The organism is Thermus hydrothermalis (genome assembly GCF_022760925.1).
Classification (GTDB): Bacteria; Deinococcota; Deinococci; order Deinococcales; family Thermaceae; genus Thermus; species Thermus hydrothermalis.
This window is the reverse complement of record NZ_JAKTNT010000010.1, coordinates 59,599-72,154: the sequence shown is the minus strand read 5'-3', so window position 1 is coordinate 72,154 and position 12,556 is coordinate 59,599. Positions and strand designations below refer to the sequence as shown.

The window sequence follows — 12,556 nt, the reverse complement described above, 5'->3', positions numbered from 1 at the left end:
GGCATGCTCCGTAAACCCTTACCCACGTGTACCCTCTCCACCCCCCAGGGGGAAAAGGTCTACCTCCCCGACCTCAAGGGCCGGCCCTGCGTCCTCGTGCGGGACGAAACCCTGGCCCAGGCCCTCGCCCTCCGGGAGGGGGAACTCCAGGCCCTGGGGGCCCAGGCCTTTCTCCTCGCCCAAGAACCCTCCCCAAGCCCCCTTCCCCTCCTCCTGGACCCCAAGGGCACCCTTCTCCAAACCCTCCCCCCCAGCGCGGTGGCCATCACGGATGCCTACCTGGAGGTGTACCACCTGGGCCCGGTGGCGGATGTTGAAGAAATTTTCAATTGGCTCCGCTTCGTAGAGATGCAGTGTCCGGAGTGTGTGATGCCGGAGGCGGAATGGACCTAAAGGTCAAGCGGGTCTACCGCCCTCCCGGCACCGGAAGACGAGCTTAGGGTTTTGGCGGGCCGTCTATGGCCTCTCCCAGGAGGGGCCCGGGTGGACGGTGGGCCAAGGGGTTCGCCCCCTCCGGTGCCCGACGCCGTGGGTTCGCCCACAAGCCGGCCAAGTACCCTCTCTCCTTGCCCGTCACCGGGCGGAACCTGCGGGAAACCCTAGCGAAGCTGAAGGCTTTAGCCCCAAAAGGCCGGGGCACCCTGCGCTTCTGCGCCCAGGGGAGGCGGTACAAAAACGCCGCTCAAGGGGAGCCTCGAGGGCCCCTGGCCCAAGGCTTGACAGGCCCCAAGGGGAGGCCATATTATTTAGGAATCCTAAGGAGGTAGGTATGAACCGGTCACGTCTGCGGTTTTTCCTCCTCGCGGCCTCGGCGGTAGGACTCCTGGCCTTGGGCCAAGGGGACTTCCCCTACCCAGAGGGTTTCCGGCTTTGGCCCCACGTGAAGAGCATGGAGCTCAAGCCAGGGCATCCCTTGTACGAGAGCTTTGGCGGCCTGCACCACATCTATGTGAACCCCACGGGGCTTCCCACCTACCAGGCGGGGAAAAGGTCCCCCTTCCCCAAGGGAACGGTCATCGTCTTTGACCTCCTGGAAGCCAAAAGCGAGGGGAACGCCTTGGTGGAAGGCCCGAGGAAGCTCATCGGGATGATGGTCAAAGACCCCGAGCGCTATGCGGAAACGGGAGGCTGGGGCTACTACGCCTTCGGGCCCGACAAGCGGCCCTTGGCCATTGACCCCAAGGCCTGCCACGCCTGCCACCAAGGGGCGGCCAACACCGATTACGTCTTCAGCGAGTTCCGGCCCTAAGCTTAGGGGGTGGAAGACCGGGTAGAAAAGCTCCTCGCCCTTCTAGAACGCTTGGCCCAGGCGGAAAGGGCGCTCCTCACCCGGGAGGCCCACCCCCTGGGCCTTACGGCCACCCAGGCCCAACTCCTCCTCCACCTCACCGAGCGCCCCCACGGGGTGGTGGACCTCGCCCACCTCCTGGCCCTCACCCCGGCCACGGTGAGCGAGGCCTTGGCCACGTTGGAGCGGAAAGGGCTTCTGGTGCGGGAAAAAGACCCTAAAGACGGGCGCCGCTTCCGCCTCGCCCCCACGGCGGCGGGAAGGCGCCTGGCCGAGGCCCTAAAGGGCTATGCCCAACCCTTGCGGAAGGCCCTCGAGGGGGTAGACGCCGAAAGCCTCCTCTTCCCCCTCATGGGGGTCCTCGAGGGGCTCGTGCGCCAAGGGGTGATGGCCGATACCGGCCTCTGCCTCACCTGCCGCCACCTGCGGCGGGAAGGAGGGTTTTACTGCGCCCTCCTCCACCTCCCCCTGGCCCCAGAGGACCTGCGCCTGGCCTGCCCGGACCACGCCTTGGGCTAAGGCTTCTAGCGGGAAGGCCTCCCCTTGAGCACCTCCTGCGGGGAAAGGCGCTTGGCTCGGGCCTCCTGAACCTCGGCCAGGGTGAAGGGCTTAGGGTTCTTGTTCCCAAAGCTTTGGCCCAGGTAGTTGAGTAGCTGAAGGATTTCCTCATCCTTTAGCTGGGCCAAGGCCGGCATGAGGCCGTTATAGGTCACGTTGCCCACCTTAAGGGGTCCCTGGAGGCCGAAGGCCACGACCTGAACCAGGTAGGAGCGTCCCCGTGGGTCCTTGAAGAAAGGCTCCAGGCCCGTGAGGGGCGGGAACGCCCCCGCTACCCCCTGCCCGGCGGGTTGATGGCAACCGGCGCAGTATTGGGCGTAAAGCCGGCTTCCATCCTGTGCCCATACGCCGCCTAGAAAAAGCCCTACAGCCGTCAACACCAATGCCTTTTTCATGCCTGCCTCCCTTCCCAACGGAAACCCTTACCCACTTGCGCCAACCAAGCCGGGGGAACATAGACGCAACGGGGATCGCTCCCGAGGTAATCCCCGGTTTCCGCAAAGGCGCGGGCCCGGCTACCCCCGCACACATAGCGGTACTCGCACACCCCGCACTTGCCCTTCAGGAGATCCTTGTTACGGAGCTGGCGAAAGAGTGGGCTTTCCCGGTAAATCTCCAGAAGGCGCTTTTCGCGCACGTTACCCGCATACACCGGCAAAAAGCCCGAAGGGGCAACATCCCCGGTGGCAGAGACGAAAACGAAGCCGTTGCCGTCCGTAACCCCCAGGCGGGAATGCTCCATACCATCTTGGAAATATTCCCGGTAAAGGCTCTCCCCTGCGGCCAAGGCCCGGTCCGGCCTTCCTTCCGCCTTCCGCCTTTGCAGGACCACCCGGCGGAAGTGGTGGGCCTCCGTGGTCTTCACGTGGAAGGGGTACGTTTGGGAGACCTCGTAAAGCCAGTGGAGGACCTCCTCAAACTGCCGGGCGGAAAGTTGCCTAAGCACCGCTCCCCGGCCCACCGGTACCAAGAAGAACAGGCTCCAAAGCACCACGCCCTTCTCCGCCAGAAGAGGGGGAAGGGCTTGGATTTCCGGCCAGTTGTCTCGGGTCACGGTGGTGTTCACCTGGGTGGGAAGCCCCGCCTCCTTGGCCCAGTCCAGGGCCTCGAGGGTCCGGGCAAAGGTCCCCCTCTCCCCCCGGAAGGCGTCGTGGGTCTCCGGCGCCGCCCCGTCCAAGGAAAGGGCGAGCCGGGTAACCCCCGCCTCCTTGAGCCGGAAAACCATCTCTCGGTTCAGGAGCGGGGTGGCCGCAGGGGTGAGCCCTACCTTGAGCCCCAGCTCCCTGGCCCGTTCCACCAGGAGAAAGAGGTCGCTTCGGGCCAGGGGATCCCCCCCGGTAAGAAGGAGGAGGGGCTTGGGCCGGTAGGTGGCCACCTCCTCCAAAAGCCTTAGGCCCTCTTGGGTGGAAAGCTCGCCGGGAAGCGGGTGGGGCATGGCCGAGGCCCGGCAGTGCCGGCACGCCAGCATGCAGGCGTTGGTCACCTCCCAAGCGACCAAGTAGGGGTACTGGGTAAAATCAGGGTGTTCCATCGTTCCAAGCTTTTGCCGAAAGCACGGTAAGCGTCCATGACCCGGGTCATGGGGGAGGGTCTCCCCTCCCCCAAACCCGCTAGTAGATGTCGTAGGCGGTGTTGTAGACGTTGAACTTGCCCGTAGGAGTCCGCACCCAGTCCCCGGTGATGCGGGCCTTCTCCTTAAGGGTCAAGGCATCGTAGACCACGATGAAGGTGGGCGTGTCCTTGGCCCCCCAGGCAGAGACCCAGATCTCCGTTCCCCCCTTGTTGAACTCGGGGTGCACCATCCGGGCCTTAAGCTCCTGGGCTCCGGGCACCTCCCAGCACTTCACCACCTCCAGCTTGCGCTTGTCTATGGCACAAAGGCTGGCTGCAGCCTGGGGGCTTGGGCTCATGGGGAAGTCCACGATGACCCACGGGCTATTGGGGTGGGCCTTGATGAACAGGGTGCCGGAGTAGGGAAGTTGGATTCGCTTCACCACCTTCCAGGCGTATTGGGGGTGTTGCTCGGGATCCACGCCCACCACCGTCACCTCGGGGCTGCCGATGTTGCCTGTGGCCCAGACGGGCCCGTAGGTGGGGTGGGTCCAGTTGGAGCCACGGCCCGGGTGGGGTCTTACCCCCGCTTCCACCTCGGCCAGGAACGCCCGGGTTTTGGTGTCAATGACGATAAGCTTGTTTACTGCATTGGCCGCCACGATAAAGTAGCGCTTTAGCGCCCACCCACCATCGTGCAGGAAGCGTTCGGTGTCTATCATCGTGATGGGTAGCGGGCGGCCCGGCTTATGGAGCTCGGCGTAGTTTACCAGCCAGGTTTGCCCCGACTCCTTTAGGTTGACGATCCACTCAGGGTTGTGCTGGCTGGCCACGATGGCGGCCACCCTAGCCTCTTGGACAAACTCCCCTGCCCCCTTGACATAGGACATGGTGGAAACCATCTTCAGGGGCTCGAGGGTAAGACCATCCAGAATGACCATGGCGGGTGGCCAGTAGCATCCCACCACGGCATACCTGTCCTCGTAGCCCTTGAACTTGCTGGACTCTATGGAGCGGGCGTCCACACAGGGCTTGGCCTCCGCCACCACCTGGGGCGGGTTCATCCAAAGGTCAATCAGGCTGGCCTTGCCATCCCGGCCTATTGCCATGAAGTAGCGCCCCGTGGCCGAGGAGCGGAGAATGTGGGTGGCGAACCCCGTAGGCACGATGGTTACGAGCTCCTTCTTGTCCCCGTCAACGATGGCCACCTGACCCGTGTCCCGCAACACCTGGCCAAAGAAGTTCTGCCAGTTACGGTTATGGAGCGGGCGGTTGGGACGCTTCTCCGGGGGCACGTAGACCTTCCAGGTCTTCTTGACCTCCTCAAAGCTCGGAATCGGGGGCGCTGGGGGTTCTTCTAGGAGAAAGCGGGCCACCAGCTCGGTGTCCTTCTCGCTCAGAATGCCTTGCCGCCCCCAGTCGGGCATGCCCCCAGGGAGCCCCCCAAAGATCACCGCCTTCAGGTACTCTAGGCCCCGCTCCGCCATCCGCCTAGGCTCCAGGGCAGGCCCCGTTGCCCCCTTGCGCAAAACCCCGTGGCAACCGGCGCAACGGTCAAAGTAGATCTGCGAAGCCCGCTCCCGCTCCACTGGACCCAAGGTTCCCGGAGCCTGGGCCAAAGCCAAGGCCGCCACCAAAACCGCACCCCACAGGCCCATCGCCTTTTTCATGGCACACCTCTGCTAACTAGGATACCCATATCCGAGTAGTACAGATGTCCTAGGGCAAAGGTCCCTGGAAAACCTAGCTACAAAAGATCCCCGACGCATAGCTTCCAAGAAAGAAGCCCCCGGAGGGTAGCCTCCGGGGGACCTAACCTTTGGCTAGTGCTGGTGTTGCGAGGTTTCAGCCCGCTGCGCGGGTTCGTACACCCGGATGATCCCCTTCATGTAGGGGTGGATGCTGCAGATGTAGGTGTACTCTCCGGGCTGGGTAAAGGTAATGCGGTACCGCTCCCCGTGACCCAGCTTGGGGGTAACAAAGGGCTCGGGCCCTTGAACGTTGATGACCACGGCGTCGTGCCGTCCCGTGCGCTCTCCTTCCAAGAGGTCAAAGACGTCCTCGTTGACGAACTCCACCGTGGTTCCCACGGGGATTTCCAAGATCTTGGGATAGAAGGAGTTGCCTACCATCTGTACCCGCACGGGCAAGGGATCCAGGGCCTTTGCCCCCACGGTCACGGGTTGGGCCAAGGCGGGGTCCAGGGGCAAGCGAACCGTGTGCTCGTGGTCAGGGGTTCCCAGACCGTAGGGGTCCAGCACCCGCTTCGCGTCCGCAGGGATGGCGGTGAGGGCCTTCGGCCCCTCCGCCGGCACCGTGCGCACCCGCGGGGCGTCCTTCTTGGCCCGCAATATTCCCACTGCTCCCTTGATGGCGGTATTGAAGACGTGGGTTACCAGGGTATAGTCCCCTTCCACCGGAGGCACCCGCCACTCAATAACCCAGGAGTCCGAAGGACCCGCCAGCACGGTCTGGCTGCCTTTCATGACGTTGTCTGGGTTGCCCTGGTAGTAGATGTACTCCCAAACGCCCCCCACCACGTGGAAGGTGCTGGTGAGGCTGGGACCGGCGTTAAGGAAGTAGATGCGCACGTAGTCGCCCGGCCGCACGGGAATGGGCTCGTTAACGTAGCGGAAGTTGTACCCGTTGAAAACCACATAGGTGGCCTTGCCATCAAAGAAGTCCCTTCCCGAAGCGTACCACTCGCTCTGGACAATGTAGAGCTTGAGGTCAGGCGGGCGTTTTAGTTCGGCCTCGAGGCGGTACTTCTTCTTCGGCTCCACCACAATCATGCCGTGCTGGCCACCCATGGTATGGGCCATAATCCCGTGCCCACCCGGGGCGCAGTGGTACATGAAGACCCCCGGGAAGTCAGCGGTGAAACGAAAGACCCGCTCCTCCCCCGGCTGGACGTTGCCCAGGAATTTGGAGGTCTGAGTGTTAGCGGCGTGGATGGAGAGCCCGTGGGCTACGCTATCCACGTTCTTGAGAACTATCTCCACAGTATCGCCCTCTTCCACCACCAGCATGGGCCCTGGGCTCATGCCGTTAAAGGAAAACCCCTTTACGTAAACCCCCTCGTCCACGGGGAACACGCTGCTTTGCGCCGTCAGCTCAAAACGTTTGACCGCTGCTAAGGCAGGCACCCCAAGGGCCACAGCCGCCACCAACAGGAACCTTGCACCTTTCATCGTTCACCTCCGGTAGGCCCTAACTCGGACCTACTCATCCGTGTTTTAGCACCCACCCCCAAGGACAGGTGTCCTTGTGGCAGATGTCCCGATCTAGCCCTCATCCTGGGACAGGGTTAGGCCTTGACATAACCCAAGGCCAAACCCCACAGCGCAGGCATAGACTACGAGCTATGCGGCTCGTTTATCTCCTACTCGGCCTACTCTTCACCGGGTTAGGGTTTTTGGGAACCGTGCTTCCCGTCCTCCCCGCCACCCCGCTGTTCCTGGTCGCCGTTTATCTCTTTTCCCGCAGCCACCCTGGCTTGGAACGCTGGCTGCTCTCCTTGCCCAGGATCGGCCCTCTGCTCCAGAACTACCGGGAAGGCCGCGGCATACCCCTCCGCACCAAACGCTTAGCCAGCGGCCTAGCCTTGGCAGCGGCGCTTTTCGGCACCCTTAGCCTCCCCCACCCTTGGGTCCGGATCCTCGTGCTCCTCCTCATTGCCTATGGGATCTACTTCCTCTGGTGGCGGATCCCCACCCTAGCGCCGCAAGAAGATCCAAAACACCAATAGCTCCCATAGGGCCAAAAACCCGCCCAAGGGGTCCCAGGCCGCCCGTCCTCCCCATGCGAGGCCGTAAGGGGTGGGAAGGGGCAGACCAAGGAGCCTCGAGGCCAAGTAGAAGGCCGCAAGGCTTAGGGCCAAAAGCCCTGAAGAGGCCCGGAGCAAGGTTCCCACACCCCCCTTCAAAGCCTCCGGAAGAACCAAGCTGAGGAAAAGAAGGGTATAGCCTAGCCCCCCCTGAAGGATTAACCCCCACAACAACACGCTCTCGTAAAAAAAGGCTTCCGCCGCTCCCCCATATGCCCTTTGTCCCAGGCTTGCCAACAGGTCCCCACAGAACCCTTTCCAGCCCAATCCCGCACCCAGACTCTGTAGGTGAGCCGGCAGGAGGGCCATCAGGGAAGGAAGCCACAAGGGCATAGGCCAAGTTTAGGAGAGCCGCCCAGGGACTTTTGTACTTGACACCCTTCCGGCCTTCCATAAAACTCGGATGTGTAGGTCGTAGTTAAAGGAGGTGGCACATGCCCGAAAAGGAACACTGGCTCTTGGACAACCCCTGGCTCCTCCTCGGCATCCACGTGGTCCTCTTTGTCGGCCTCTACCTCGTGTGGGGTTGGCTGGACATCAGCCGTATCCCCAAGCCTTAAGGAGGTCCCTATGGCCCTTTATCCTCCCAAGGACTGGCACAATGAACCCGTTACTCCCGAAGAGCGGACCTGGTTGACCCTGGCGGCCCTCTTCGCCATCGTTTTCTTATCCGCCTTCATGGGCATATGGCACCTTACAGGCCGCCAAACCACCCATGGCGAGGCGTACCGGGTGGACCCCCAGGCCTATCGGCAAAAGGTCTTGGAGTTCACCGAGCAGCACCGCGTGGGAGAGCTGAACGGGATCCCCGTGGTGGCTCCACCCCCTGGCGACATTTACCTTATGGCTCAAGCCTTCAGCTGGTACCCTGTCCTAAAGCTTGAAGAAGGGGAAACCTACAGGCTCCATGTGGGCTCTGTGGACTTCCCCCACGGCTTTAGCCTTTACCCCCACGAGTGGAGCCTCCAGCTTTACCCGGGCTATGAGTGGGTGTATACCTTTAAACCCACCGAGGCCGGCGAATACACCCTCGTCTGCAACGACTACTGCGGCTTGGGACACCACACCATGCTGGGAAGAATCCTGGTGGAGAAGTCAAGGAGGTGAAGCATGGCCCTGCCTCTAGAACGCACCTGCCCTGCCACAGGGCTTAAGCTCTTTGGCGTTGCCGAAACCCTGGTTCGGTGGAACGCTGTGGCCGCTGTGGTCTTCCTGCTTCTGGGTTTTCTCTGGGTAATTCCCACCACCTTGAACCGGGTTCTTGGACCCGAAGTGGTTCCCCCCAACCTGTACTATCAGGCCACCTTCCTGCACGGCTGGAACATGCTCATTTTCTGGATCCTCTTCTTTGAGGTGGCCCTCCTCTACTTCGCTGCGTCCGCCATCCTCAAAACGCCCCTAGCCCTGCCCCAGCTGGCATGGGGAGGGTTCGGGCTCATGCTAGGCGGGGCGGTCCTCATCAACTACCTGGGCATGGCCCAGCCCCTTTCGTTCCTGCCCTTTACCCCCTACGTGCCCCTAAAGGCCCCTTCTCTTTTCTACCTAGCGGTCCTTCTCTTCGCCGTGGGTGCCATCTTGGCCGTCCTCGTTTTCTTCCTCACCCTCCACCGCGCCTGGAAGACAAAGGCCTACGGCCCCTCCATGCCCCTGGCCGCCTTCGGGGCGCTCACCGCCGCTATCCTGGCCACCTCCACCCTCCTCTCGGGGGCGATCGCTTTCATCCCCGCTTTTCTCTGGTCCTTAGGCCTCCTACCGAGCCTAGATCCCTTGTGGTGGCGGCATACCTACTGGGGTTTCGGCCACGGAGCCCAACAGGTCAACCTTGCCGCCATGGTCACCGCGTGGTACCTCCTGGCCCTCTTCACCGTGGGGGGCACAACTCCGAGCGAAAGGTTATCCCGCATCGCATTTCTGCTTTACCTGCTAGGGATTAACCTGGGCTCGGCTCACCACCTCCTCACCGAACCGACAGGAGCGCTCTCCAGCGCTTGGACCTGGGTGAACACCGGCTACCTCATCCACGTGGCCGTCCTGGGAAGCCTGATTCATGCCTTTTCCGTGCCCGCCGCCATTGAACGTGGGTTACGTATAAAGGGGTTTTCCCAAGGGCTTTTCACCTGGCTCCTTCGCGCCCCCTGGGGGAATCCCGGGTTCTCCGCCCTTTTCCTTTCCGTACTCCTCTTTGGCCTGCTGGGCGGCGTAAGCGGCGTAACCATGGGTTCTTACGACATGAACCTGAAGTGGCACAATACCCTGGCCGTGGTGGGCCACTTCAAGGGAACTGTGGTGGTGGGGACAAGCCTCGCCTTTATGGGGCTAACCTACTACCTCCTTCCCCTTCTTTTCCGCCGGAAAGTGGTCTTGCCGCGCCTGGCCGCCTGGCAACCTTGGCTCTTTGGCCTAGGCATGGCTTTGCTCTCCCTAGCGATGATGCGCCTTGGCGTGGTCTATGGCCTCCCCCGGCGGTTCGGAGACACCTTCCAGTTCGGGGGAAGCCCCTTCGGCTTCGCTTACCCCCCGGAAGCTTCCACCCTGCTTGTTGCCATGGGCGTTGGCGGTGCGCTCTCCTTGGCAGGGGGCCTGCTTTTTGTCCTACTGGTGGTAGGCTCGCTCCTTTGGGGTAAACGGCTAAGCGATGAGGAGATTCGCCTCACCTACGCCGTGCGCTCTGAGGAGGGCTCCGTCACCCCCAAAGGCGTTTACCTGCTCGCCCTGCTCTTCCTGGCCTTTTTCCTCTTGTACTATCTTTACAATCACTACTTCCTTTCCCAAGCGTGGCCCATCGGCGTTCGGTAGAACCCTTCCTTCCCGGCCCCCGGGGGAATCCCGGGGGTTTACCATAGGGGCATGCCCGTGCGCAGCCTCCTTCGGCGGGAAGAGTCCTATGCCCTCCATGCCCTCCTCCTTTTGGCGGAGGAACCTGGGCTCTCCGCAATGGAGATCGCCCAAAAACTCAAAGCCCCACCCGCCTTCATGGCCAAGGTGCTTTCCAAGCTGGCCAAGGCGGGGCTGGTGGAAAGCCGGATGGGACGTGCGGGAGGGGTGTGGCTCAAAGGTGCCCCTGAAGAGATTAGCCTCCTCAAGGTCATGGAGACCCTCTCCGGCCCAGTAGCCCTGGACCTTTGCGCCACCCTAAAACGATGTCCAACAGAGGAAAGGCGGGGCGTCTGCTACCTCAAGCCCAACCTGGTACGCATGAACCTGGAAATCCGGAAGGCCCTAGGGAGCCTCACCCTTAAAGATCTCCTTCCGGAAAAGGTTTAACCTAGGTCATGGCCCCTCCTCCACTTAGCCCCCTAGGCTAAAGGCATGGAAGGGATCGCCCTCACGACCCCGGTCAACGAGATCTTGCGGCGTTACCCAGAAGCCGTGCGGCTTCTGAACGAGCTCGGCGTGGACACCTGCTGCGGCGGGGCCGAGCCCTTGGAGGAAGCGGCCAGGCAGGCAGGGCAGGACCCCATAGAGGTCCTGAACGCCTTAGCCCACTTCCTGCAAAAGGAGGCGCGCCAATGAACCTCCTAGAAAATGCCCGCTTCGGAACGGTGCGGGGCGTGGAAGTCCTGGCCGACTACCCCGAGGTGCGCCTGGTCCTCTTCAGCCTGCAGAACGGCCAAGAGGTGAGGGGGAAGGGGGAGCCTCGAGTCCACCTCCTCTGCTTGGAAGGAGAGGGCACCCTCTTCGCCGGGGAACGGGAGGTTCTAGCCCGGCCAGGTACGCTCCTTGACGCCTCCCCAGGCGAGCCCCACGGGGCGCGGGCCGCCCAGGGGCGGTTTTTGGTACTCGGCATCATCACCCCCCGCCCATGATCCCCGCAAGCCGCCTCGCCCTGACCAGCGCCCTCCTGTGGTTCATGGCCGCCAACCTCCTTGGCCTCCTGATGGGGCTTGGCATGCTGCCACCCACCTGGAAACCTGCCCACGCCCATATGCAACTTCTGGGCTTCGTGGGCCTCATGATCTACGGCGTGGCCTACCACGCCCTGCCCCGGTTCCGGGGCGTGGTCTTCCGGCGGCCCGGACTCGCCCTCGTCCAGGTGGGTCTCGCCAACCTAGGGCTTCTGGGCATGGCCTTGGGTTGGGGGCTTGGCTGGGGCCCAACCCTTTGGGGGGTCTTCGCCGGGCTTTCTGCCCTGGCTGGGCTTCTTTTCGCCCTGTTGATGCTGGAGGTGCTGTGGGGCTAAGGGACCTTTGCCCCCGCACCCTTCCCCTACCCTGGAGGCGAGGATGCGTACCACAAGCGTTCCCCTAAGGTCGGTGGCCCTGCCTGCGGAGCACGGGGGCTGGGGCTTTACCCTGGAGCCGGTTTTCCTGGGCCTTCTCCTCTCCCCTGGACCCCACACCCTGGGGCTCCTCCTCCTCGGCCTTTTCGGCTTTTTGGCCCGGCACCCGCTGAAGCTCGCTTACCAGGACCTGCGGAAGGGCAAGCGCTACCCCCGCACGGAGCTGGCCCTTAGGGTGGGGGGCTTCTACATTCTCCTAGCCCTTTCGGGCCTCCTCCTCGCCGCCCGCACCGCCCAAGGTCCCTTCCTCCTTCCCCTCCTCCTGGCCCTCCCCCTTGCCGCCTACGTGGCCTACGCCGACGCCAAAAACCGGTCCCGGGAGCTTTTCCCAGAGCTGGCGGCGGCCCTCTTCATGGCCGCTTTGGCCCCGGCGGGGGTGCTTGCGGGGAGCCTCGAGGCGGAGGTGGCCCTGGGAAGCTTCCTCGCCCTAGCCCTAAGGGACGTGGCCGCCCTCTACTACGCCCGCACCCAGGTGCTGAGGGCCCGGGGCGCCTCTCCCAAGCGCTACCCCACCCTCCTCGCCCTTTTCCTGTCAGCGGCCCTAGCCCTCTTCCTCGCCCAGGAAGGTCTTCTCCCCCACGCTGTCTTCTTTGGGCTCCTCGCCCTCGCCCTTTACGGGGGCTACGCCCTCTTCCGCCCCCCGGTGCCGGCCCGGGTCATCGGTTGGACCCAGATGGGGTTTGGCCTTCTCCTGGTCCTCCTCACCACCCTTGGCTACACCCAGATGGGGCTTCCCACCACCCTTTTGAGGGTGCCAAGCCTCCACCGGCTTCTGGGGTGGGCCCTGGTGGGGCTCGCCTTCGCCCTGAGCCTTTGGCTTCTCCTCCGCAAGGAGGTGCCCCGGGCGGCCCGGCTTGCCCTGGGCCTTTACGACCTGAACGCCCTCCTCGGCCTCCTTTACCTGGCCCTGGGGGGGCCGCTATCCCCGCACCCCTTCCTGGCCTTCCTCGGGGTGGCCCTGGCCCACACCTTGCTCCGGCGACCCCCTCCTTGGCCGGCGGTGGGGTTTTTCCTCCTCGGGCTTCTCCTCCTTGGACACGGATAGTGGCCTTGC

General features: G+C 63.2%; 17 protein-coding genes. 12 read left to right on the top strand and 5 right to left on the bottom strand.

Going from position 1 to position 12,556, the window contains the following annotated elements; genetic code table 11:
- The first annotated feature begins 3 nt into the window (after positions 1 to 3).
- From L0C60_RS07795 to L0C60_RS07785, 3 genes are all read left to right on the top strand, one after another.
- Positions 4 to 393 carry a hypothetical protein gene (locus tag L0C60_RS07795; RefSeq protein WP_234506140.1) on the top strand — a complete coding sequence of 130 codons (390 nt, stop codon included), beginning with the start codon at positions 4 to 6 and terminating at the stop codon, positions 391 to 393.
- A 376-nt stretch (positions 394 to 769) separates the two neighbouring features.
- Positions 770 to 1,249, top strand: coding sequence for a cytochrome P460 family protein (locus L0C60_RS07790; RefSeq protein ID WP_234505806.1), 480 nt, complete (start codon positions 770 to 772; stop codon positions 1,247 to 1,249).
- A 9-nt stretch (positions 1,250 to 1,258) separates the two neighbouring features.
- Positions 1,259 to 1,807 (top strand): MarR family winged helix-turn-helix transcriptional regulator, encoded by a 549-nt coding sequence (locus L0C60_RS07785; RefSeq protein WP_234505804.1) that lies wholly within the window; start codon positions 1,259 to 1,261, stop codon positions 1,805 to 1,807.
- Positions 1,808 to 1,812: 5 nt separating this feature from the next.
- Here the strand turns inward: L0C60_RS07785 and L0C60_RS07780 are convergent, their stop codons facing one another.
- The 4 genes from L0C60_RS07780 to L0C60_RS07765 form a co-directional block, all read right to left on the bottom strand.
- Complete coding sequence (locus tag L0C60_RS07780; protein ID WP_234505801.1) at positions 1,813 to 2,241, bottom strand: c-type cytochrome; 429 nt, start codon at positions 2,239 to 2,241, stop codon at positions 1,813 to 1,815.
- A complete protein-coding gene (locus L0C60_RS07775) occupies positions 2,238 to 3,377 on the bottom strand; it encodes a TIGR04053 family radical SAM/SPASM domain-containing protein (RefSeq protein WP_234505797.1) in 1,140 nt (379 codons plus the stop codon). Before L0C60_RS07775 ends, L0C60_RS07780 begins: the two co-directional genes overlap by 4 nt.
- A gap of 79 nt (positions 3,378 to 3,456) precedes the next feature.
- Positions 3,457 to 5,067 carry a nitrite reductase gene (locus L0C60_RS07770; protein WP_234505794.1) on the bottom strand — a complete coding sequence of 537 codons (1,611 nt, stop codon included), beginning with the start codon at positions 5,065 to 5,067 and terminating at the stop codon, positions 3,457 to 3,459.
- A 153-nt stretch (positions 5,068 to 5,220) separates the two neighbouring features.
- Positions 5,221 to 6,588, bottom strand: coding sequence for a multicopper oxidase domain-containing protein (locus L0C60_RS07765; protein WP_234505791.1), 1,368 nt, complete (start codon positions 6,586 to 6,588; stop codon positions 5,221 to 5,223).
- A gap of 173 nt (positions 6,589 to 6,761) precedes the next feature.
- Here L0C60_RS07765 and L0C60_RS07760 point away from each other — a divergent pair, with 173 nt between their 5' ends.
- Complete coding sequence (locus L0C60_RS07760) at positions 6,762 to 7,145, top strand: YbaN family protein (protein ID WP_234505789.1); 384 nt, start codon at positions 6,762 to 6,764, stop codon at positions 7,143 to 7,145.
- Here L0C60_RS07760 and L0C60_RS07755 read toward each other — a convergent pair.
- Positions 7,113 to 7,310, bottom strand: a complete 198-nt coding sequence (locus tag L0C60_RS07755) for a hypothetical protein (protein ID WP_234505786.1) — start codon at positions 7,308 to 7,310, stop codon at positions 7,113 to 7,115. The genes L0C60_RS07760 and L0C60_RS07755 overlap by 33 nt on opposite strands.
- Before the next feature lie 347 nt (positions 7,311 to 7,657).
- Here L0C60_RS07755 and L0C60_RS12800 point away from each other — a divergent pair, with 347 nt between their 5' ends.
- Genes L0C60_RS12800 through L0C60_RS07720 form a run of 8 tightly spaced genes read left to right on the top strand, consistent with a single transcriptional unit; the run spans position 7,658 to position 12,547 of the window.
- A complete protein-coding gene (locus tag L0C60_RS12800; protein WP_267962622.1) occupies positions 7,658 to 7,783 on the top strand; it encodes a hypothetical protein in 126 nt (41 codons plus the stop codon).
- Between the two features lie 10 nt (positions 7,784 to 7,793).
- Complete coding sequence (locus tag L0C60_RS07750; protein ID WP_234505783.1) at positions 7,794 to 8,330, top strand: cupredoxin domain-containing protein; 537 nt, start codon at positions 7,794 to 7,796, stop codon at positions 8,328 to 8,330.
- A 3-nt stretch (positions 8,331 to 8,333) separates the two neighbouring features.
- The gene (locus L0C60_RS07745; protein ID WP_243092645.1) at positions 8,334 to 10,019 is read left to right on the top strand and encodes a cbb3-type cytochrome c oxidase subunit I; all 1,686 of its coding nucleotides are present in this window, start codon (positions 8,334 to 8,336) and stop codon (positions 10,017 to 10,019) included.
- A 51-nt stretch (positions 10,020 to 10,070) separates the two neighbouring features.
- A complete protein-coding gene (locus tag L0C60_RS07740; protein ID WP_234505778.1) occupies positions 10,071 to 10,487 on the top strand; it encodes an RrF2 family transcriptional regulator in 417 nt (138 codons plus the stop codon).
- A gap of 45 nt (positions 10,488 to 10,532) precedes the next feature.
- Positions 10,533 to 10,736 carry a DUF542 domain-containing protein gene (locus L0C60_RS07735; RefSeq protein ID WP_234505776.1) on the top strand — a complete coding sequence of 68 codons (204 nt, stop codon included), beginning with the start codon at positions 10,533 to 10,535 and terminating at the stop codon, positions 10,734 to 10,736.
- Positions 10,733 to 11,029: an AraC family ligand binding domain-containing protein gene (locus L0C60_RS07730; protein ID WP_234505773.1), complete on the top strand. Its 297-nt coding sequence runs from the start codon at positions 10,733 to 10,735 to the stop codon at positions 11,027 to 11,029. Before L0C60_RS07735 ends, L0C60_RS07730 begins: the two co-directional genes overlap by 4 nt.
- A complete protein-coding gene (locus L0C60_RS07725; protein ID WP_234505770.1) occupies positions 11,026 to 11,403 on the top strand; it encodes a hypothetical protein in 378 nt (125 codons plus the stop codon). Before L0C60_RS07730 ends, L0C60_RS07725 begins: the two co-directional genes overlap by 4 nt.
- 43 nt (positions 11,404 to 11,446) lie before the next feature.
- Positions 11,447 to 12,547 (top strand): YwiC-like family protein, encoded by a 1,101-nt coding sequence (locus tag L0C60_RS07720; RefSeq protein ID WP_234505767.1) that lies wholly within the window; start codon positions 11,447 to 11,449, stop codon positions 12,545 to 12,547.
- Positions 12,548 to 12,556 lie beyond the last annotated feature (9 nt).